This window comes from Porphyromonas somerae (assembly GCF_022845615.1).
Classification (GTDB): Bacteria; Bacteroidota; Bacteroidia; order Bacteroidales; family Porphyromonadaceae; genus Porphyromonas_A; species Porphyromonas_A somerae.
In genome coordinates this window covers 2,457,572-2,478,413 of record NZ_AP025559.1, presented here as the reverse complement: position 1 = coordinate 2,478,413, position 20,842 = coordinate 2,457,572, and the positions used below count along the sequence as shown (strand labels likewise).

The 20,842-nt window shown below is 48.2% G+C and carries 17 protein-coding genes, 1 pseudogene and 1 CRISPR repeat array; of the genes and pseudogenes, 8 read left to right on the top strand and 10 right to left on the bottom strand.

Features of this window, described 5'->3' with window-relative positions; all coding sequences use genetic code 11:
• Positions 1-3: 3 nt before the first annotated feature.
• The 6 genes from mnmG to MWL85_RS10410 form a co-directional block, all read right to left on the bottom strand.
• Positions 4-1,881, bottom strand: coding sequence for a tRNA uridine-5-carboxymethylaminomethyl(34) synthesis enzyme MnmG (mnmG, locus tag MWL85_RS10435; protein WP_244400664.1), 1,878 nt, complete (start codon positions 1,879-1,881; stop codon positions 4-6).
• Entirely contained in the window at positions 1,881-3,986 is a 2,106-nt protein-coding gene (gene recG / locus MWL85_RS10430) for an ATP-dependent DNA helicase RecG (protein ID WP_244400663.1), read from the bottom strand. Before recG ends, mnmG begins: the two co-directional genes overlap by 1 nt.
• On the bottom strand, positions 3,979-4,689 hold the full coding sequence (gene ispD / locus MWL85_RS10425; protein WP_244400662.1) for a 2-C-methyl-D-erythritol 4-phosphate cytidylyltransferase: 711 nt from the start codon (positions 4,687-4,689) through the stop codon (positions 3,979-3,981). The genes recG and ispD overlap by 8 nt, the downstream gene beginning before the upstream one ends.
• Entirely contained in the window at positions 4,690-5,229 is a 540-nt protein-coding gene (locus MWL85_RS10420; RefSeq protein WP_021902837.1) for an RNA methyltransferase, read from the bottom strand. It abuts the gene before it with no gap.
• Positions 5,229-7,085 carry an AMP-dependent synthetase/ligase gene (locus tag MWL85_RS10415; protein WP_244400661.1) on the bottom strand — a complete coding sequence of 619 codons (1,857 nt, stop codon included), beginning with the start codon at positions 7,083-7,085 and terminating at the stop codon, positions 5,229-5,231. The genes MWL85_RS10420 and MWL85_RS10415 overlap by 1 nt, the downstream gene beginning before the upstream one ends.
• A gap of 290 nt (positions 7,086-7,375) precedes the next feature.
• The gene (locus MWL85_RS10410) at positions 7,376-8,152 is read right to left on the bottom strand and encodes a hypothetical protein (protein WP_244400660.1); all 777 of its coding nucleotides are present in this window, start codon (positions 8,150-8,152) and stop codon (positions 7,376-7,378) included.
• Positions 8,153-8,721: 569 nt separating this feature from the next.
• A CRISPR array of direct repeats spans positions 8,722-9,057; the repeat unit is 37 nt; unit sequence GTCTTAATCCTTGTTTTAATGGAATATGATCTGCGAC.
• 401 nt (positions 9,058-9,458) lie between these two features.
• Here MWL85_RS10410 and MWL85_RS10405 point away from each other — a divergent pair.
• Positions 9,459-10,388: pseudogene (locus MWL85_RS10405) on the top strand (IS256 family transposase, variant Zn-binding type); the annotation flags it as partial.
• Positions 10,389-10,828: 440 nt separating this feature from the next.
• Here MWL85_RS10405 and MWL85_RS10400 read toward each other — a convergent pair.
• From MWL85_RS10400 to MWL85_RS10385, 4 genes are all read right to left on the bottom strand, one after another.
• The gene (locus tag MWL85_RS10400) at positions 10,829-11,677 is read right to left on the bottom strand and encodes an MBL fold metallo-hydrolase (protein ID WP_244400658.1); all 849 of its coding nucleotides are present in this window, start codon (positions 11,675-11,677) and stop codon (positions 10,829-10,831) included.
• 3 nt (positions 11,678-11,680) lie between these two features.
• Positions 11,681-12,739, bottom strand: coding sequence for an asparaginase (locus tag MWL85_RS10395; RefSeq protein ID WP_244400657.1), 1,059 nt, complete (start codon positions 12,737-12,739; stop codon positions 11,681-11,683).
• A 75-nt stretch (positions 12,740-12,814) separates the two neighbouring features.
• On the bottom strand, positions 12,815-13,627 hold the full coding sequence (gene zupT, locus MWL85_RS10390; protein WP_244400656.1) for a zinc transporter ZupT: 813 nt from the start codon (positions 13,625-13,627) through the stop codon (positions 12,815-12,817).
• A gap of 6 nt (positions 13,628-13,633) precedes the next feature.
• The gene (locus MWL85_RS10385; RefSeq protein WP_244400655.1) at positions 13,634-14,968 is read right to left on the bottom strand and encodes a UDP-N-acetylmuramoyl-tripeptide--D-alanyl-D-alanine ligase; all 1,335 of its coding nucleotides are present in this window, start codon (positions 14,966-14,968) and stop codon (positions 13,634-13,636) included.
• Between the two features lie 254 nt (positions 14,969-15,222).
• On the opposite strand from MWL85_RS10385, the gene MWL85_RS10380 reads away from it, so the two are divergent.
• The 7 genes from MWL85_RS10380 (at position 15,223) to MWL85_RS10350 (ending at position 20,555) form a co-directional block, all read left to right on the top strand.
• Complete coding sequence (locus MWL85_RS10380; RefSeq protein WP_021903009.1) at positions 15,223-15,453, top strand: 4Fe-4S dicluster domain-containing protein; 231 nt, start codon at positions 15,223-15,225, stop codon at positions 15,451-15,453.
• Between the two features lie 33 nt (positions 15,454-15,486).
• A complete protein-coding gene (locus MWL85_RS10375; protein ID WP_018027766.1) occupies positions 15,487-16,566 on the top strand; it encodes a 3-methyl-2-oxobutanoate dehydrogenase subunit VorB in 1,080 nt (359 codons plus the stop codon).
• A 41-nt stretch (positions 16,567-16,607) separates the two neighbouring features.
• Positions 16,608-16,850, top strand: a complete 243-nt coding sequence (locus MWL85_RS10370; RefSeq protein ID WP_244400654.1) for a hypothetical protein — start codon at positions 16,608-16,610, stop codon at positions 16,848-16,850.
• A gap of 14 nt (positions 16,851-16,864) precedes the next feature.
• Entirely contained in the window at positions 16,865-17,662 is a 798-nt protein-coding gene (locus MWL85_RS10365; protein ID WP_018027764.1) for a thiamine pyrophosphate-dependent enzyme, read from the top strand.
• A gap of 21 nt (positions 17,663-17,683) precedes the next feature.
• Positions 17,684-18,244, top strand: a complete 561-nt coding sequence (locus MWL85_RS10360) for a 2-oxoacid:ferredoxin oxidoreductase subunit gamma family protein (RefSeq protein ID WP_018027763.1) — start codon at positions 17,684-17,686, stop codon at positions 18,242-18,244.
• A 205-nt stretch (positions 18,245-18,449) separates the two neighbouring features.
• Positions 18,450-19,100, top strand: a complete 651-nt coding sequence (locus MWL85_RS10355; protein ID WP_244400653.1) for a DUF3575 domain-containing protein — start codon at positions 18,450-18,452, stop codon at positions 19,098-19,100.
• Between the two features lie 15 nt (positions 19,101-19,115).
• Positions 19,116-20,555, top strand: coding sequence for a DUF3868 domain-containing protein (locus tag MWL85_RS10350; RefSeq protein ID WP_244400652.1), 1,440 nt, complete (start codon positions 19,116-19,118; stop codon positions 20,553-20,555).
• The last annotated feature ends 287 nt before the right edge of the window (positions 20,556-20,842 follow it).

Below are 20,842 nucleotides of genomic sequence, written 5' to 3'. Positions count from 1 at the left end.
AAACTATCTGCCGATTAGAGTGAGCAGAATATTAATGTCCGAGGGAGAGATGCCTGGAATTCGTGAGGCTTGCCCTATCGTAGAAGGCTGTATCTTATCAAGCTTTTGCCGTGCCTCTATAGAGAGACTATTGATAGAGGGATAGTCGAACCTTCCCTCAATGTTGATGCCCTCTAGACGTTTGGCTTTATCCGCCAATTGTTGCTCCCGCTTGATATAGCCATCATACTTATATCGAATCTCCACAGACTCCACCACCTCCTCGGCATTCTCTTTCTGAAGGTAGAAGCGATTGACCCCGTCACAAACCTCGCGAAGGCTCTCGTAGGTGATGCCAGGACGAACAATCAATTCTTTAAGCCTTACCTTACGTTGTATGGGCTGGCTCCCAATGGAGGTCAGCCACTCATTCACTTCAGGAGTAGGTTCGAGCGACACCTCCTCTGTAAGCTTGCGAAGCTCCGTCTCCTGTCGCTTTTTATCTTGGTATCGCTTCAGCTGATGCTCGCCTACCAATCCTATCTCATACCCCAACTCAGTGAGTCGCTCATCCGCATTATCCTGACGCAAGAGTATCCGATACTCGGCACGACTAGTAAACATTCGGTAAGGCTCATCTACCCCTTTCGTCACCAAGTCATCTATCATCACGCCGATATATGCCTGCTCTCTAGTGAGGACAAAAGGCTGTTCCACGTGGAACGACAAGTGGGCATTGATGCCAGCGACTAGACCTTGTCCTGCCGCCTCTTCATAACCCGTAGTGCCATTGATTTGTCCGGCGAAGTAAAGTCCCTTTACTAGTTTCGTCTCCATGGTATGGTGCAACTGAGTCGGGTCAAAGAAGTCGTATTCAATGGCGTAACCAGGTCTTAGAATATGTACATTCCGCAAGGCAGGTATCTTTCTGATCGCCTCTTCTTGCACCTCATACGGCATCGAACTACTAAAGCCATTGAGGTAGCACTCATTGGTATCTACCCCCTCTGGCTCAATAAATATCTGATGATGGTCGCGCTCCGCGAAGGTGACGATCTTGGTCTCAATGCTTGGACAATATCGTGGCCCTATTGAAACTATCTGTCCATTATAAAGCGGAGCCTCATCAAGGTGGTCACGAAGAATTTGATGTGCCTCCTCGTTGGTGTAAGTGATGTAGCAAGAGCTTTGTGGCAAATCCTTATTAGAGCAATTGGTGTCATAGCTAAAGTGATACCACCCCTCATCACCTGCCTGTTCCTGACAAAGGGAATAATCAACCGTGGTGCCGTCGATACGCATCGGCGTACCCGTCTTCATGCGATCCGTCTTAAAGCCAAGCGAAAGCAACTGCTCCGTAAGTCCATAGGCAGCTGGTTCGGCAATACGTCCGCCTTTAATCTGTACCTCCCCGAAGTGCATAACGCCATTGAGGAATGTGCCATTAGCCAAAATCACCTTTGGTGCCATAAACTTTGCCCCAAGATGAGTTTGTACCCCTTTTAGTACCCCATCCTCAATCAATAGCCGCTCCACGCTATCTTGCCAAAAAGAAAGATGCGGAGTCTGTTCTAGCTCCTCCCTCCATAGCCGCGAGAATAACTTCCGATCGGTTTGGGCACGTGGGCTCCACATCGCTGGTCCTTTGCTCCGATTAAGCATCCTAAATTGAATCGTGCTTCTATCGGTCACCATTCCCATAAATCCCCCAAGAGCATCAATCTCACGCACAATCTGTCCCTTCGCAATGCCGCCCACTGCAGGATTGCAACTCATCTGTGCTATCCGCTCCATATCCATAGTGATGAGCAGCACCTCCGAGCCCAGTAGTGCCGCAGCACGTGCTGCCTCACAGCCAGCATGCCCTGCTCCCACTACAATAATATCGTACTTCTTATTCATTAGCTAATCAATCCCCAATCCTTTTCATTCACTAGCATCTTATCCAAACGCAGCCTTAGCAGGCGGTTTTTATCCAACCGAAGCTCCGGATCCTCCTTAAGGATATGTCCGACCAAGTTGCTACAAAACTGCACATACCTACCGTCCTCCGACAGATCCGCGATACGTAAGTCGAGCCCTACCCCACTCTGGCGTGTCCCCTCCATATCACCATGTCCCCTGATTTTTAAGTCCTGCTCCGCCAAGTAAAAGCCGTCCGTACTCTGGCACATAATCTGAATCCGCTGCAACGATGTTTCCCCAATCGAGTCACCACTTACCAAGATACAATAGCTCTGATGGCTTCCTCGCCCCACACGACCTCGTAGCTGATGGAGCTGAGAAAGCCCAAACCGCTCCGCACTCGTTATCACCATCACCGTAGCATTCGGTACATCCACCCCCACCTCAATTACCGTTGTAGCGACCAAGATATTTGTCTCCCCGCTAGCAAACTTCCGCATCTCCTCCTCCTTCACCTCTGGCTTTAGTTTGCCGTGAACCATTCCTACCTTATGTGCCGGAAAGGCGTGCTTAAACTGCTCATATCCCTCCTCCAGACTCATCAAATCCACCTTCTCACTCTCCTCAATCAATGGGAAGACAATATAACATTGTCGCCCCTCCGAGAGTTGCTGGAAGATAAATTGATTGACGTCCGCCATCTGATGCGTATAAGCGTGCTTCGTGATAATCGGTGTACGCCCAGGCGGTAGCTCATTGATAATAGAGACATCCAAATCGCCATAGAGCGTCATCGCCAAGGTACGAGGGATCGGTGTCGCCGACATAATCAAGATATGCGGATTCAGGTGTCGACTCTTCTCCCAAAGAACACTCCTCTGATAAACCCCAAAGCGATGCTGCTCATCAATGACTGCAAGACCAAGGTTATGAAATTGTACATACTCCTGAGTCAAAATATGAGTGCCCACAAGGATATCTATCTCGCCATTGGCAAGGGCTTCTAGCAGAGGCTTTCGCTCTTTCTGCTTCATCGAACCTGTCAGCAGAGCCATCCTTATATCCTTTTGCGACGCCAGCATATTGGAGATTGACTTAAAGTGCTGCTGTGCTAGGATCTCCGTCGGTGCCATCATACAAACTTGATAGCCACTATCCATCGCGGCCAACATCGAGAGAAGTGCAACCACCGTCTTACCACTTCCCACATCCCCTTGCACCAGACGATTCATCTGCTGACCCGACGCCATATCGGCCAGAAGTTCACCTACCACCCGCTCTTGAGCACCTGTGAGTTGAAACTTCAGTCCTTCCCTCTTAAACCTCGTCAAGTGCCCATCGGCCTTGGGAGTCACTACCAGTCCAACCGTCTCCTCCTTACGTTCACGGTGCAGGTACTGCATCCTCAGTGTAAGATAAAAGAGCTCCTCCATCTTGAGCCGTGCCTGTGCTCGCTGAAGCATACGGGGCGAAGTAGGGAAATGAATCATACTCAGTGCCTCCTCTATAGAGAGCATCTGGTACCCCTGCACAATATATTGCGGCAAGGTCTCCTCCAACCTCCCATGCACCTCCATAAGGATATACTTCTGTAGCTCACTGATATTCCTCGAATTGAGACCAAAGCGCTTCATACGCTCCGTAGCAGAATACATCGGGTAGAGCTTTCCCACCGAGCTCAAAGGCCCCTTTGCGGGCTCCACCTCGGGGTGTGGTATGCTAAAGGTATCGCCAAACTTATTGGGTTTCCCAAAGATCGTATAGGGCGTATTGACCTTAAGCGACCTAAGGATATAACTAGCTCCATTAAACCAAACCAATTCAATGACCCCGGCAGCATCCTTGAAGTAAGCCTTCAAACGCTTCTTAGCACCTCTTCCCTCCTCCACAAAACCGATGATCTCCCCTTGCAGTTGCACATAAGGCATCCCATCAATCAGTTCATTGGTGGTATAGATGCGTGTCCTATCCACGTGGCGATAAGGGAAGTAGTAGAGCAGGTCCCCCCACGTCTCCACTTCCAACTCCTTCTTTAGGGTGGCAGCTTTTCGCTCCCCAACCCCTCTTAGAAAGGTCACATCGCGCTTCAGGATATCATTCATTGCTGACTCTCTCCTCCATAATCCACTCCGCCAACACCCTATCCTTAGGTGTGGTGAGCTTAATATTCTGTTCCTCCCCCTCTACTATCGTCGTATTCAGCCCACCATACCTCTCCACAATGCTCGCGTCATCAGTACAAGTAGGGTCTGGCTGTTCATTAAAGGCTTGATAAGACCTCACAAGCACCTCTCTATCAAATAGTTGAGGTGTCTGTACTAGTCGGATGGTACTTCGGTCTATGGCCTGATTTGCCCCATCGTGTTGCACTAAACGGATAGAGTCGGTCGGGAGAATGGCAGGAATCACCGCCTTAGATTGCCGTGCACTCCAAAGGCGTTGTAACATTGCACGCGTGACAAACGGACGTACCCCATCGTGAATCATCACATACCGCCCAGTGGCGAGTGCCAAACCATTCTGAACACTATCGGCACGTTCCTTACCCCCATCGGCGATCTTAACCTGTATAGAACTCGGAAGGTAACTACGGAGTAGCTCCTCCACATAAGCCTGGTCACCGCTGGGTCGTACCAAAATCAATTCGCAATCCACCCAATCCTGAGTTGCCTCAAAGATATTGAGGAGCGTCCAGATAATGATCGGTTGATCCTTGAGCATCAGATATTGCTTAGGTAGCTCCGTACCCATTCTTCTGCCACTGCCACCTGCCACCACTACTACCGATAGCTCCTTCATGGTCATTTACTCTATCTCCCTCAATTCACTTAGATACCACATCACAATCCCCCCGGCGACACTGACGTTCATCGAGTGCTTAGTGCCGTATTGCTCTATCTCCACCACTCCATCCGAGAGGTCAATCACCTCTTGGTCCACGCCATCCACCTCATTTCCTAGCACAATGGCAATGGGTTGGCTCTTGCCTAGATGTTCCTTGAGGTTGGGTAGCTTCACAGAGCCTTCCGCCTGCTCAAGCGACCAAATAGTATAGCCCTTATCTCTTAGGAGCTGGATTGCCTCCTGCGTCCGATCAAAGTGCCACCAATCGACCACCTCCTCAGCCCCGAGGGCACTCTTATGTATCTCAGAGTGAGGTGGTTGACCAGTAATACCACAGAGATAAAGTCCCTCTAGCCTTAGAGCATCCGCCGTGCGAAAGATAGCCCCCACGTTGTGCATACTCCGGATATTATCCAGTACCACCACAATCGGTCGCTTCCCAGCCTTGGCATACTCCTGAGGGCTGATACGGCCCATCTCCTCTATCCTCAGCTTCCTCATCACTTCGTAAGGTCGGGCAACTGATGATATGAGTAGAGGTCACGAATCGCCTCCTCATAATACTTCTCCACTACTAATCTCTTGGTCTTCAGACTATTAGTGAGCATACCATTGTCTATTGACATCGGCTCTGTAAGGAGGTAAAACTTCTTCACCTTCTCAAACGAAGCCAACTCTGCGAGTTGAAGATCAATCCGCTTCTCCAATAGCGAGTGCACCTCAGGGAGCTTTGAAAGTGCTTCAAGCTTCTCTGGGATATTCTCCACCCCTCTCTTCTTGAGCTCCTCAATCACTAACGACCACGATGGGTAGATCAAGGCACTCACAAAGCTACGACCATCGGCAATCACTACCGCCTGCTCAATAAAGGCATCTGAGGTGAGTAGGTTTTCAATCACGTTAGGGGCAATATACTTTCCATTCGCCGTCTTAAAGAGATCCTTAGCCCGCTCCTTAAAGAAGAGATTCCCCTCAGAGTCCATAGAGCCGAGGTCGCCCGTACGGAACCAGCCATCACTAGTAAACGCCTCAGCATTCGCTTCTGGTGCCTTATAGTAACCCTTGGTGACGGTATCACCCTTTACCAGTATCTCTCCGCCGGCTTGTTCATCAATCTTCACCTCCACACCACCTAGCGGGCGACCAATAGAGCCAAATTCAAAGCCATCCATGTGGCAATAAGTGACCGTGGCAGTCGTCTCAGTAAGACCATAACCATAGACAATCGGCACCCCGATGCTGAGCAAGAAGGCTTGTACCTTATCGGCTAAAGCAGCACCAGCAGTAGGGAAAACGAGCCCTCGCTCTACCCCCACTTTTTTCTTTACTCTATTCAATAGAATCATAGAGTAAAAGCCATATTGTAGCTTGAGCCAGAAAGGTGGCTTCCTCCCCTTTGCCCGATACTCAAAGTGGAACTTCCGACTCACCCTCAGCGACTCATCGGCAATCTTCTTGAGCAGTGGAGGGAAGCTCTGCATCTTTTCATAGACACCCACATAAACCTTCTCCCAAAAGCGAGGTACATTGCACATATAGTGCGGACGCACCTCAGCCAAACTATCTAGGATCTTCTTTGGATTGCGATTAATGGCTATCTTCACCCGCATGGAGAGGCAAAGGCAGCACCACATGGCTTCGAAGATATGAGTCATGGGCAGGAAGTTCATACTAACCTTGCCTGGCTTAATCTCCTCAATCTCAATGCTGTGCTGTGTGATCGCCCACTGTACACTGCGGAAACTGATCTGCACCCCCTTAGGCACCCCACTGGTACCACTCGTATAGAGGATAAGTGCCGTATCATCAAGGTCCCACAGCTCTCGACGCTTCTCCAACTCTACCTCCAGCCCTTGACCCTCAGCGATGCGTAGGAAGTCCTCAATATATAGCGACTCCTTATCCTCCCCTATTCGTTCAATCGCACGATCAAAGAGTACCAATTGCACCTTTTGCTCCATCCCTGATATCGCCTCAATAGCAGCAAGATACTGAGCCTGTTCGCCCACAAAGAGGAGGTGTGTCTCACTATGCTCCAGCATCATACGCACTTGGGTGGCAGAACTAGAGGCATAAAAAGGGATCGCAATACTCCCCACCTCAAAGGAGGCTAGATAGGTGGCTAGAAATAGCTCTGAATTCTCCGAAAAGATAGCAATACGGTCGCCACGCTCCACTCCAGTGTGGACCATCGACACTGCTATCCTCTGCACAATGCTCCCAAACTGAGCCCACGTCATCTCGTCCCAACTCCCAGAGAGGGGGTTACGAGTCAAGAGACAAGTCTCCTTGGCATACTTCTTAGCATACGCCTTAGGAACATCTACAATCGGTAAAAAAGGGTCGGGAAGTCTCATAGCTTACATCACATCATCAAAAATTGTATTACCTACAATCACAAAGGTACAAAAAATCTAAGAAGCCCTATTCACACGTGTGCCACAAGCGGATAACGATGGGGTCTCTTGTCGGACGAGTCGGACAGGTTAGACAAATCGGACGACCCACCATAATTCCGGATGTCATTATTCCTTTCCATTAATGTCTGGAGAAGTTGTTTATTGTTGGCAAAAGATAAGGGCTGATTCCAACTTCTGGAGTCAGCCCTTTATGCTTTAATTTGTGGATCCGAGAGGGTTCTCTTCACCTACTCTATGATCTCAGTATAAATAGCCTCATCGTAATCGTCCTCATCACCCTCTGAATGATGAATAAGGTACATTTGCTCCCTCAGTTTTCTCTGAAAACGCAAAGCAGCAGGCTTAAAAGTCATAGCAGTGAGCGAACCAGAAAGCACACCACCCAAAAAAGGTATGGCCTTACTCACAGTTTTTGAAAAGGTATCTTTAGTCAGTTTGACACCCAACATCTTAGCCACTTGCTTAATTACAGGATACCACGCAGTTTTGGTCAAAGCCTTTTGGGGTAGTCTTTTTGCCACTTGGATGGCAAAAGCTTGAGACGCTTGCTTGAGTGCATTATTAGCAACGCCCACACCCATCATCACACCAACAAATAGTGTCAACAGATCCTGAGATGTCTCTGTCAATTTCCCATTTTCATCTCTCAAATCGGGAAAGCCATAGAGATAGGCCAGCTTTTGAGCTATTGCCAGTGTATGCGAAAAATATTGGGCAACATCAGTAGGAATGGTTCCTGCTAAAGCCCATCCGCCAGGTAAACCCATGAAGAATGATAAAGTAGATACCTTCCAAAGATGATTATTAATGCATGCCTTAGCTAAGTTATCAATTTGCTCTATTGTAAGAACGTCTACAGGGTTTTTAATGGCTCTTTTCAGATCTTTTGGCGAGCAATAATGCTGCAGTTCCTTTCTCAAAAATTGCTCCCGATTAACTGTAGTATAGGGCATATCCATCGCTGCAGACATCACTTTATTCCATACCTTTACCTCATTTCCCATAATTCACAATATTCATTTATTGGTTATAAACTCTAAACTTTTCAAAGCAATGACGCACAAAAAATACCCTTACGACCCCAGCCGAGGGGTCGGACAACCCTATCCAAGTCTGACCCCTCAGCTGGGGTCATAGAGGGAAGAATAACACTCTTGTACAGCTTTTCAAAAGCAAATATACCCACTCATACTGCAACATCTCCGCAGTATCTATAAATACTTTGGCATAAAGCGAATAATTAACATTTCAGGGCATAAAACGATAGATAGTTCCCAAAAGGGCATCGTCGCAGATTCGCTCACTGCAACGTTACTATCATTGTCCCTCATCTGTCACGTACCTGAGCACAACTCCTTCACCCAGATGAAGGCATTGGTGCCCGGCTTGCACCTACCCCTTACCGTTAGCCCTTGCATCTCAACCATTCTGCACCTTCTACAGACGCTGTTGACTATGCACACGCAAAACCATCACACAGATGGCTTTGCGTGTGCACTGTCTCAACCCTTGTTTTAATGGAATATATACTCTGCAGCGAAATCTCGAGAAAAAATCCAGCAGGGTTCAATGTGTCCTAATCCTTGTTCTAATGGAATATGGTCTGCGACCGTTTAGACTTGTCTAGCTTTGACACAAGCAAGGTAACGTCTTAATCCTTGTTCTAGTGGAATATGGTCTGCGACAAGGTTGGCGACAACATATCGCTAGATATGGATAAGGTCTTAATCCTTGTTTTAATGGAATATGATCTGCGACTTGGGGGAACCCTGATTATAAGGGTGGGGTCTTAACTGTCTTAATCCTTGTTTTAATGGAATATGATCTGCGACAGGGTAGAGAATACCCTCACCTTATTTTTGTGGGTCTTGGGTCTTAATCCTTGTTTTAATGGAATATGATCTGCGACAGCACCTCTCTTAACTCTATCTATTTGAGTGACTTATCTTTTCGGAGCCACTAAAAAGTGGGTAAAAAGGAGCCTCTCAAATCAATGTGCAAAGTTACCAACTATTTTTTAATGTTGCAATAGGCTAATTTTGAATTGTCTTTCACAATTATTTAACGGTCTATAAAAGTAGAATTATACCCCATTTCAATTGTGACTTATAGGTCAAAATGGTGGGTGAGTTAAAGGTCTTTTCTAGGTATAGAGAGACATATAAGGGTTTGAAAAGCTTTGAAGTGTTAAAAGTGAGCCAACGCGAATGTATAGGTCAAAACGGTGGATGATACAGGGGGATAAGCCAGTGTTTATCGTATCTTTGAGCATTTGAAAAGGCGAAAAAATGAACCAAAAAATGTCCGAAGTGTGGGAGCCTCAGTGTGATTAGTCATGGACGCAGGGGTACACACAAGAGATATTTGTGCAAGAACTGTGGCTCATCGTTCACAGGAAAAAGGCACATAAGTAAGGAGCAGATATGGGACTTGTACCAGAGTGGCTTATCGCAGGCTAAAATCGCGGAAGCACTTGGAGTAAGTCCGAGCACGATAAAACGGAGACTTCAGGAGGTCTCAGTTGACTTTAAGACGCCCATATTAAGCGAGGGAGTTATTCACATAGATGCGACGTATTGGGGTAGAAACCAAGGACTAATCGTTGCGTTGGACGATAAAAGTGGTTGCGTACTCTATCGGGAGTGGATCTCTCACGAAAGCAAAGTGGACTACGCAACAGCCCTTAAAAAGATAGAGGAAGGGGGCTATAAGATATTGGCAGTGGTAACTGATGGAGGAGTCGGTCTTGATGTGGCACTGAAGCATTTTCCCACACAAATGTGCCAGTATCACTTTATCGCAATCGTCCGACGAAAACTTACTCTTCGACCCAAACTACCTGCGTCTCAAGAGCTTCTGGCACTTGCTATGAGTGTAGGAAAGATGTCCCATATCACATTCTGCTCGCAGCTCAAAAAGTGGGAGACCAAGTGGGATACTTTTCTCAAGGAGAAGACCATAAATGATGAAAACGGCAAATGGCAATACACGCACAAATCACTTAGATCAGCCCACTTTTCCTTTCGTCAATACCTCCCTACACTCTTTACTTACGAGGAACATCCGGATATACAGATCCCTAAAACCAATAACGCCATTGAAGGGCTATTTACTGCACTCAAAAGCCGTCTTAGAGCGCATAATGGAATGTCCCAAGCTCACAAGAAACGATTCGTGGATGGGTTTTTTAGGCATGGGGATATCGCCCAGTTTACATCCAAAAAAGAGGAGGGGCAATAGTACCCCTCCCCTGTCAGTGTAAACTGTTCTGACTCCATTGACCGTATCCCTCACCGGTTGCACCCCTGCAGAGCCGGCTACGTTTCAGGTCAACAAACAAAGGTATCTGTTTTTTTCTTCTACTTCGCCCACCATTTTGACCTATACTTCAGTACGAAAATGGCTATTAGGCTGTTTTACCCACCATTTTGACCTATACGCCTCAATTGTTGGTAGAGTAGGGAAAAAGTTGAGATGCAACTAAGCAAATGACGAGTTGCAACTAAGCATTTGCTTTGTTGCAACTAACCGATTGCTTAGTTGCATCTCATTTTTTGGCTTTATAGGATACTGTAAATCAGCAAGTTATAAATTAGCCAGAAAAAGCTTTTAAGGGGCAGTAGATTTCGTGTAATAGAGACTATCACACAAGGACGAATAGATGTAAACCCAATACTGGCTTAGCGGAGGTAGTAGATGGGGGAGCACTCGCCACGTTTGAGTACAACTACCTGTAGGTCGGTGAGCTCTCGGTACTGGAGGGCATTGAGGTGGGTAGTGAGGGCGAGTTCGGGAGTGTTATTTTCGCCACTGAGGTGGCAGAGGGCCAGGAAACGGAGGCGGTCGCTGATATGCTCCGAGAGCACCTTTGCCGACTCGTGATTGCTGAGGTGCCCTATTCCACTAGTGATCCGCTCTTTGAGGTGAAAGGAGTAGCTGCCATTCTGGAGCATCTCACGATCGTAATTGCTCTCAAAGACGAGGAAGTCGGCAGCAGCTACCTCGGTCTCCACCGTTGGGGTCACCTGTCCTATATCGGTGACAAAGGTAAACCGCCCTACTGGGGTATCTATGGCATAGCCTACATTTTCTGTAGCGTCGTGTGGCACCTCAAAGCTTCGAATACGTAGGTCACCAAGCGCCACCTCATCGCCCACCTCCATTCGCTTCATATAGGCCGATAGCTCGGAACTCGCCATACGGTGATAGAGGAGGGAGCGCACCACAGCAGGACTAGCGTAGATGGGCCATTGGAACTTATGTGCCAATCGTGCTGCCGCCCGGGTATGGTCGTTGTGGTCGTGAGTGATGAATATCCCCACAATCTGCTTGGGATTGATCGCCAACTGCTCAAGATACTTCTGAAACTTACGGATACCGATTCCCGCATCTAGCACAATGGTGTGCTCGCCATAGCTGAGGAGCCCACAATTGCCACAGCTTCCACTGCTGAGGCTCACAAAGGAAAGGCCTGCTTCACCTTTATCTTGACGAAATAGCGGGCCTAGTAGCTCTTCAGATAGATCCATGCATCAGCAAGGCGAAAACTCGCCTCTGAGGTTGACGCCCATATAGTGCTTCACCTGCTCGCTATCCTCAAGCAGTCCAAGGAGATACATTAGCTTAGCTACCGCTGCCTCAGCGGTCATATCATAGCCACTGAGCACGCCAGCGCTGAGGAGTGTTCGCCCCGTTTCGTATCGCTTCATCTGCACTTTTCCCTGTGGGCATTGGGTGACGTTTACGATAACGATATCACGTGCCACTGCTTCTCTTACCACTTTCATAAAGCGTTCGTTAGAGGGCGCATTACCACTGCCAAAGGTCTCTAGCACTATTCCACGTAGGCCTGGGGCATTAAAGCAGGCATCAATCACCTCGGGCGATAGTCCGGGGAATAGCTTTAGGAGGAGCACATTGGTATCTAGCTTGGTGTGGGTGGTCAGCGGACCAGTGGGATGTGGTAGCATAGAGTGGTGATTGAAGTCAATCTCAATTCCTATCTCCGCAAGATTGTGGTAGTTGGGCGATTGGAAAGCATTGAATTGGTCAGCACTCACCTTGGTAGCTCTATTGCCACGGATAAGGTTGTTATTGAAGAGGATACACACCTCATTGACTGCCGCCCTACCCTCACTATCTTTGCTCGCTGCCACCTCAAGGGCGGTGAGTAGGTTTTCCTTGCCATCGGTCCGAAGCTTGCCAATCGGCACTTGAGAACCGGTTAGGATAATTGGTTTGCCAAGGTTTTCGAACATAAAGCTGAGCCCTGAGGCGGTATATGCCATGGTATCGGTACCGTGAAGTACTACAAATCCATCGTACGCATCGTAGTACTTGGTCACCATCTCAGCAATCTGCACCCATAGGTCTGTACCCGCATCGCTAGAGTCGCAGGGTGGCTCAAAGGTGAGGGTATCAATACCGAAGGGGAGCTGACTGATCTCCTGCACATGCTCTGCCACATAGGCAAAGTCGCATACTTCCAAACCCTTTGTGATGGGGTTTTCTAGCATACCTATTGTGCCACCTGTATAGATAAGTAGCACCTTGATCCCATTACTGGAAGGGGTTGTGGTCTTGATAGTCATAATAGTATTATTGGTTTTTTCTGACTACAAACTTACAACAAATAAATCAATTGAAGGTGAAAGCCCATTGGTGTGTTATAGGATTACGAGGGTGAGGGCCATGATGAGCATGCCGGCGATCACGCCGATGATGGCGAGGTGGTGCTTGCCGTACTTTTCGGCTGCGGGGAGGAGCTCATCGAGGGAGATGTAGACCATGATGCCGGCAATCATCGCATTGAGTACGCCAAAGAGGCTTGGGGTGAGGTAGGGGCGAAGTAATAAATAACCAAAGAGGGCTCCCAAGGGCTCTGCCAACCCGCTTGAGAAGGAGATCCAAAAGGCTTTGGCACGATTGCCAGTGGCGTAGTAGATAGGTACGGAGACTGAAATGCCCTCTGGGATATTGTGAATCGCAATGGCAATGGCAATTGGTAGCCCTAGAGCTGGCTCTTCGAGGGCAGTGAGGAAGGTAACCATTCCCTCGGGGAAGTTGTGAATGGCAATGACCACAGCCGAAATAAGACCGGTACGTGCGAGGGCTGAGGTGGATAGGGGGGTGGGTTTGTGAGGTTGATTCATCATCTCTACCTCTACTATCTCGTGTGGGTTGTCTCTCTCGGGCACCAGTAGGTCAATGACCATAATCAGCAGGATACCGCCGAAAAAGCTGAGAAGGGCATAGAGGTGCCCCATGGACTTTCCGTAGATATCGGCCATATTGGCGAGCGATGTGGCATAAAGCTCTACAAAGGAGATGTAGATCATCACTCCTGCCGAGAGCCCTAGCGAGAGGGAGAGCATGCTGGTATTGGTGCGCTTGCTGAAGAAGGCAATGGCACTTCCTATTCCAGTGGAGAGGCCTGCAAAAAGGGTGAGCCCAAAGGCTATAAGTACTGCGTGGTCCATAGGCTTTTAACTATTGATCATCGTTTCAAGTAGAGGTAGGAGCTTCTCCAGCCCTATCCCATTGGATCCTTTGACCAGGATAACGAGGTTGGTAGGAAGTTCTTTGATCTCCTGTAAGTGGTGCTCTAGGTCGCTATTGTTGGGGAAGTGCTGCATCCCCTCCTGAGCCACTTTGGCAAACTCTTCGCCACAAAGAAGTGGGGTGATCTCGGGGTGGTGGGTGAGCCAGTCTATTATACTTTGGTGCTCCGCTAGGCTATCTTGCCCCAGCTCTCGCATATCTCCGAGAAGCACCAGCTTGTGGGCGGAGTGCTGTGACGAGATGTTCTCGAGTGCCTCCATCATACTGGAGGGATTGGCATTATAGGCATCGGCAATGATTTGGCGTCCTTTTTGCCCCATCACTAACTGCGAACGGTGGTTGGAGGGGTGATAGGAAGCAATCGCTTCAGCCACTTTATCTGCGGAAATACCACAGCTTGTGGCGAGAGCGGTGGCGGCCAAAATGTTGTAGGCGTTGTATTTGCCCACCAATTGCGAGGTAATTGGCTGGAGCTCTCCATGGATAAGCAGCTTCATCTTGAGATAGGGGTCGCACGCCACCTCAGCCCCTTGTATTGTGGAGTGCGTGGTGATGCCAAATCCGATGCTTTCGCGTCCTTGCCACCGCTCCCGTAGGAGTGGGTCGTCCATATTGAGGATCATCTTGCCGTGGTGTGCTTGGAGGTAATCAAAGAGTTCGCTCTTCGTCTCTAGGATACCTTGTTGCGAACCAAAGCCCTCGAGATGGGCTCGTCCTACGTTGGTGATGACGCCTACCGAGGGGTGGGCAATCTCTACCAATTCCTTGATATCACCACGTTTACTGGCACCCATCTCGATGATTGCCACCTGATGCTCGGGGCGAAGTCGTAGGAGGGTGAGCGGTACGCCGATATGGTTATTGAGGTTGCCCTCAGTGTAGAGGGTTGGCACCTCGGCGTGGGTCAGGATCGTTGCGGTGAGCTCCTTAGTGGTGGTCTTGCCATTGGTACCGGTGATCCCTAGCACCTTAAGGTGTGGATATTGGTCGCGGTGGTGGCTGGCGAGGGCTTGAAGTGCCACAAGGGTATCCTCTACCAGTAGGCATCTAGGCTCACGTTCTGCCAGCTCGGGGCGAGAGACCACTGCATAATTCGCCCCCTTCTCGAGGGCCGAGAGGGCATATTCATTGCCATCAAAGCGGTCGCCCACCAGAGCGAAAAATAGCACCCCCACCCCTACTCTGCGACTGTCGGTGGAGACCTCCATACCACACTCGAGGTAACACCTATACAGCTCTTCTATCTTACTTCTCTCCATTATTTTATCTATATCTTATCGTTTTTTCCGACCTTTTGTGGTTGGGTTATGGGTTCGAATCCCATCCCAATCACAGACGCTTAATCGGGGCGGCCACCTATATGACCACCTTCTTTTCATTCTATAGGTCAAAGGTACTAAAAATAATTGGGCTGATATTTGGTAAATGTGGCAACCTTTTTGTAACTTTGGGAAGACGTAGCAATACGAGTACAACCTAACTGAATATAATAACACTTAAAAACCAAAACCACATGACTAAGACAGTAAAAGGGACCGTGGTGATCGACCAAGTGCGCTGCAAGGGGTGTAACCTCTGTGCCGTGGCTTGCCCGACAGGTACCCTAGCAATGCACCCTGTCGAGATCAACGACAAAGGGTATCACTTCTCTTATATGGCTAATCCCGAGAATTGTATCGGGTGTGCCAATTGCGGGCTAGTATGCCCCGACGCATGTATCACAGTCTATAGAGCTAAGAAGTAACTAACGAAGTAGACATTAACCTATAAGAAAAGTATGGAAAAAGAAGCAAAACTATTGAAAGGTAATGAGGCACTAGCCATCGGTGCAATCCGTGCTGGTGCGGATGGATACTTCGGGTATCCTATCACCCCACAGAGTGAGGTATTGGAGTGCTTGATGGAGCAAGCTCCTTGGGAGACCACTGGTATGGTGGTGCTTCAGGCGGAGAGTGAGATCTCCTCTATTAATATGGTGTATGGTGGTGCTGCCTGCGGTAAGCGGGTGATGACCACTACCTCTAGCCCAGGCTGGAGCTTGATGCAGGAAGGGGCTAGCTACTTGGCTGGTGCCGAGCTTCCTTGCGTGGTAGCCAACGTGATGCGTGGTGGTCCTGGTCTAGGAACTATTCAGCCTAGCCAAGGTGACTACTTCCAAGCTACTAAGGGTGGAGGTCATGGCGACTACCACTTCCTAGTACTTGCCCCCAACTCGGTGCAGGAGATGACCGACTTTGTAGGGCTAGGATTTGACCTCGCCTTTAAGTATCGCAACCCTGTGATGATCCTTTCGGATGGAGTGATCGGACAGATGATGGAGAAGGTTCACCTCCCTGAGCAGAAGCCTCGTATGACGGAGGAGGAGATCCGTAAGAATTATAAGTGGGCAACGATCGGTCACGATGGTGACCATAGAGCTATTGTCACTTCTCTGGAGCTGCAGTCGCAAGTGATGGAGGAGAATAACCACCGCTTCCAGGCTAAGTACCGCGAGATGGAGGAGAAGGAGGTACGCTATGAGGAGATCCAAACAGAGGATGCTGAGTATATCATCGTGGCCTTTGGCTCTAGTAGCCGTATCGCTCAGAAGGTGGTAGAACTCTGTAGAGCTGAGGGTAAGAAGGTAGGATTGATCCGCCCAATCACCCTTTGGCCATTCCCCACTAAGCGTATCGCTGAGCTAGCACAGAAGGCTAAGGGCTTTATCAGTGTAGAGCTCAATGCTGGCCAGATGGTAGAGGATGTACGCCTTGCCGTTAATGGCAAGTGCCCAGTATATCACTACGGTCGTATGGGTGGTATGATCTTTGCCCCAGGCGAGATCAAGGAGGCTATGGCTAAGAGCTTTGGCTGGTAATCATATTGGATAAGTGACCCTTTTTTAGAGACCACCAACCGATGTACGTAAGCGATAGTATAGACCAGCTACTCACGGTGCTATTTATGCTCGTGGCAGTCGCTGCCTTTGTGATCTTCTTTACCATTTCCGACCGCACTATATTTCTATATGTGGGTGGGGTGGCAGTGGTGCTTCGCCTTTTTCAATATGGGCGGCGCTACTATATGAAGAGAAAGCTACGTAAGGAGAGACAGCAATCGCTAGAGGATGAGATCTCTAATAAGGACAATGGGACCTATTAAATAGATAGATAATTATGGAAATCAAACAACAGATAATGGGCGAGACCTCTGTGGATGTATCACAGCTAGTAAAGCCCGAAAACCTAGTATACGAGAGACCAAAGCTACTCACCGATGCGGTGATGCACTACTGCCCTGGCTGTAGCCACGGTGTGGTACATAAGCTGGTAGCTGAGTCTATTGAAGAGATGGGAATGAAGGACCGCACCGTAGGTGTAGCCCCTGTGGGGTGTGCGGTATTTGCCTACAACTATATAGATGTAGACTTTCAGGAGGCAGCTCACGGACGTGCACCTGCACTTGCTACCGCTATCAAGCGCCTGAATCCTGACCACTTGGTATTTACCTATCAAGGTGATGGCGACCTCGCTGCTATCGGTACTGCCGAGACCATTCATGCTGCTAACCGTGGTGAGAATATCACCATTATCTTTATCAACAACGCTATCTATGGTATGACAGGCGGTCAGATGGCTCCTACCACTCTAGTAGGTATGCCTACCACCACTTGCCCTGCTGGGCGTAATGTGGAGCTGAATGGCTACCCACTCAATATCACCAACCTCCTCAAGGAGCTACCAGGTGTATGCTACGTCACTCGCCAGAGTGTGCACACTCCAGGTAATATCCGCAAGGCAAAGAAGGCGATCCTGAAGGGATTCAACAATTCTATGAATCGCAAGGGTACCTCTATCATTGAGATAGTATCTACCTGCAATAGTGGCTGGAAGAAGAGCCCCGAGCAATCTAATAAGTGGCTGGAGGAGAATATGTTCCCACAGTATCCACTCGGAGACCTCAAAGATATTTAACCCATTAAATCGATAAGCGAGATGAAAAAGAGTTACGAGATAGTTATTTCGGGATTTGGAGGACAAGGAGTCCTCTCTATGGGTAAGATCCTTGCCTACTCAGGACTAATGGGTGGCAAAGAGGTGAGCTGGATGCCATCTTATGGCCCTGAGCAGCGTGGTGGTACTGCCAATGTGACGGTGATCATCAGCGAGGAGGGGATCAGTTCGCCTATCCTCAATGAGTATGATGTGGCGATTGTGCTCAATCAGCCATCCATGGATAAGTTCCTACCTATGGTAAAGAAGGGTGGAATCGTCCTCTATGATAGCAACGGTGTCTCCCACGTACCTGAACGTGATGATATCAATGTATTCCGTGTAGATGCCGTGGACGAGAGTGTAAAGATGAATAATACCAAGGTATTTAACATCATCGTATTGGGTGGTCTGCTTAAGGTAGCCCCAATGGTGGATATCAATAATATTGAGGCGGGTCTTAAGAAGAGTCTTCCTGAGCGCCATCACAAGTTGATTCCACTCAACCTCGATGCCCTCAAGAGAGGTATGGAGATTGTAGTACAGGAGCGTGTAGCTAAGTAAAGCTCACCACTGTAGAGTAAGTAAAAAGCCCCCTTCGGACTTATAATAGTCTGAAGGGGGCTTTTTTGTATATCGTATGCTTTTTGTATATTTGCAAAGATAATAATAGGACTTAAAGTCGCTATTCACTAAATCATATTGTTACTTCTGAAGTGAGTGGGGGCAAAGGGTCTGTAGATATTTTTAATTTTTGAGGATACATACTATGAGCAATAGATGTCAATCAAGTAGTACCCTACTCCTTCAGAGACTAATTTTGGGAGTGGCAGTGCTACTTATCGGAGTATCCACTTCGTATCGTGCTGAGGCACAGACAGTGGCACTCAAAAACAATCTCGCCTACGATGCACTGCTGACGCCCAACCTATCGATGGAGGTGGCTTTGGGAAAGCAATGGACCATGGATCTGCAGTATGGGGCGAACTTCTTTTTCTATGAGAATGATGCCACTGCAGAGAACTACAAAACCAAAAAGTGGAGCCACTGGATGGTACAGCCAGAGCTGAGGTATTGGTTCTGCGAAGCCTTTAACGGCTGGTTCTTGGGTCTGCACGCACAGGGTGGTCAAGCCAATGTGGGCGGTATCTCTATCCCCTTTGTATTGCAAAATAAAGATGGGGTGATGAAGGATAATCGCTACGAAGTAGACGCCTTTAATGGCGGTGGCTTGGCAGTAGGATACCAGTGGCTGATTACTCCCCGCTTTAGCATGGAGTTTGAGCTAGGTGCAGGATACAATCGCATCCACTACAACAAGTACCCAAGTACTACATGCGGTGCCTGTAAGGGCAAGGGTGAGGCCGATTATGTAGGCCCTACCAAGGCAGCTATCTCTTTGGTCTTTTTCTTGAAATAACAAATGATGATGAATATGATAAAGCGACTAAGTGGTGTGCTACTAGCCCTTTGCTTGGTAGCCCCAATGTTAAGTGCTCAGAGTGAGGGGAAGCAATCCACTCACCTTTGGAGGTATTCTGAGCCAGTGATGAAGTATATCGCTGCTACTGAGCACGACCCTATAGCTCAGCTTTCTATACAGCTGGAGGTGACTCCAGAGAGAGAGCTGAAGAGTACCGAGATCATTAAGGTGCAACCTCTTCTGGTCTCTAAAGATGGAAGGCATCGATGCCAACTTCCAGCCACTTTTGTGGCAGGGTCCAACCGATACAAGTATATCAAGAGAGCTGATAACCTCGGACACTCAAGGGTGTACCCTGAGGTAGCACTCAGTGATATACGCACATGGAAGGAGGTGAAGGCTTCTCCTTTCGCCATTGCACAAAAAGTGCCATTCGAACCATGGATGGCAAGTGCTACCCTGATGATACAAGAGGAGCTATCGGGATGTGCTTCTTGTGGTGTACAAAACTATCGCAACCCTCTAAAGGCTGTGGATATTCCGCTATTCATTCCTGATATCAGCAAGATGGCTTATCACCAGCCTATGGTGGTGCGTCAGAAGGAGTATGAGGAGGAGTTTGTAAGCTATATCAACTTTAAGCTCGACCGCTATGAATTGCTGAAGGATTACAAGGATAATCAAAACGAACTCCGACGTATCGATGAATTTATCACTAAAGCACTGAAGCTAAATGAGCTTGGAGCTACCATCGGTAAGGTAGAGGTGACTGGTTTTGCTTCGCCTGAGGGTAACTTTGATTATAACCGCAGACTTTCACGCAACAGGGCCAATACTTTGATGAATCACGTGAAGGCTACTTATCCAGACTTACTAAAGGCAGCAGAGTTTGAGGTGATAGGTGGCGGTGAAGACTGGGCAGGCCTTCGCCACGCACTATTCAATTCTACTGCTTCATTCAAGGATCAAGTGATCGCTATCATTGATAAGTACGATACCGATCTAGAGCGTGAGGCAGATATCAAGGCAATTGATGGAGGAGCTCTCTACAAGACGCTCCTTACTGAGTATTACCCACCACTCCGCCGGACTACTATTAAGACAAAGTACAAGGTACGTAACTACACCACTGAGGAACTACCTAAGGTGTACCAAGAGAAGCGTGAGCTGATGAGCCATAGCGAGTTGCTAGCACTAGCTATCAATCACTATGAGCAGCAAGGTAAGAGCCCAGTAGAAGTGCTTCGCTATGCCAATGAACGATTTGGTAAGGAGGATCCTATTGCTCGCTACAACCTAGCCCTAGCTATCCTCAAGTGGGAGCCAGAGAAGAGTAAAGAGGCACTGGAGCTTCTGAATACTCTGCCTAAAACAAGTGATGAGAACTATCTACGTGCAACGGCTCTATACCAATTGGGTGACCAAGAAGGAGCCTATAAGTTCATGCACTAATAAGAAAGTAAAAAGGGCTATATATACACTATTATTGAGAAAGTATTCATTACTATTCTATCTATTTTGTTGAGTGATGTATAGCCCCACTATAAGGAATGGGAGTAGTGTAAAAACACTGCTCCCATTCCTTTTTATATAACATTGAAAATGGTTAAAAAAACACCGGAGTAGGGGATTTTCTAACCCACTGATATTCAATACCCTCATCTCATAAAAAACTGAGTTGCAACTAAGCAATTACTGAGTTGCAACTCGTCGATCGCTTAGTTGCAACTCGCCGATCG

Excerpts from the sequence above, each read along its gene's own strand:
- recG (WP_244400663.1), bottom strand. The coding sequence starts at position 3,986 with ATGAATGATATCCTGAAGCGCGATGTGACCTTTCTAAGAGGGGTTGGG.
- MWL85_RS10400 (WP_244400658.1), bottom strand. The coding sequence starts at position 11,677 with ATGGATCTATCTGAAGAGCTACTAGGCCCGCTATTTCGTCAAGATAAA.
- MWL85_RS10355 (WP_244400653.1), top strand. The coding sequence starts at position 18,450 with ATGAGCAATAGATGTCAATCAAGTAGTACCCTACTCCTTCAGAGACTA.
- MWL85_RS10350 (WP_244400652.1), top strand. The coding sequence starts at position 19,116 with ATGATAAAGCGACTAAGTGGTGTGCTACTAGCCCTTTGCTTGGTAGCC.
- MWL85_RS10370 (WP_244400654.1), top strand. The coding sequence starts at position 16,608 with ATGTACGTAAGCGATAGTATAGACCAGCTACTCACGGTGCTATTTATG.
- MWL85_RS10395 (WP_244400657.1), bottom strand. The coding sequence starts at position 12,739 with ATGACTATCAAGACCACAACCCCTTCCAGTAATGGGATCAAGGTGCTA.
- MWL85_RS10415 (WP_244400661.1), bottom strand. The coding sequence starts at position 7,085 with ATGAGACTTCCCGACCCTTTTTTACCGATTGTAGATGTTCCTAAGGCG.
- mnmG (WP_244400664.1), bottom strand. The coding sequence starts at position 1,881 with ATGAATAAGAAGTACGATATTATTGTAGTGGGAGCAGGGCATGCTGGC.
- MWL85_RS10360 (WP_018027763.1), top strand. The coding sequence starts at position 17,684 with ATGAAAAAGAGTTACGAGATAGTTATTTCGGGATTTGGAGGACAAGGA.
- MWL85_RS10420 (WP_021902837.1), bottom strand. The coding sequence starts at position 5,229 with ATGAGGAAGCTGAGGATAGAGGAGATGGGCCGTATCAGCCCTCAGGAG.
- MWL85_RS10380 (WP_021903009.1), top strand. The coding sequence starts at position 15,223 with ATGACTAAGACAGTAAAAGGGACCGTGGTGATCGACCAAGTGCGCTGC.
- MWL85_RS10365 (WP_018027764.1), top strand. The coding sequence starts at position 16,865 with ATGGAAATCAAACAACAGATAATGGGCGAGACCTCTGTGGATGTATCA.
- zupT (WP_244400656.1), bottom strand. The coding sequence starts at position 13,627 with ATGGACCACGCAGTACTTATAGCCTTTGGGCTCACCCTTTTTGCAGGC.
- MWL85_RS10375 (WP_018027766.1), top strand. The coding sequence starts at position 15,487 with ATGGAAAAAGAAGCAAAACTATTGAAAGGTAATGAGGCACTAGCCATC.
- MWL85_RS10385 (WP_244400655.1), bottom strand. The coding sequence starts at position 14,968 with ATGGAGAGAAGTAAGATAGAAGAGCTGTATAGGTGTTACCTCGAGTGT.
- MWL85_RS10410 (WP_244400660.1), bottom strand. The coding sequence starts at position 8,152 with ATGGGAAATGAGGTAAAGGTATGGAATAAAGTGATGTCTGCAGCGATG.
- ispD (WP_244400662.1), bottom strand. The coding sequence starts at position 4,689 with ATGACCATGAAGGAGCTATCGGTAGTAGTGGTGGCAGGTGGCAGTGGC.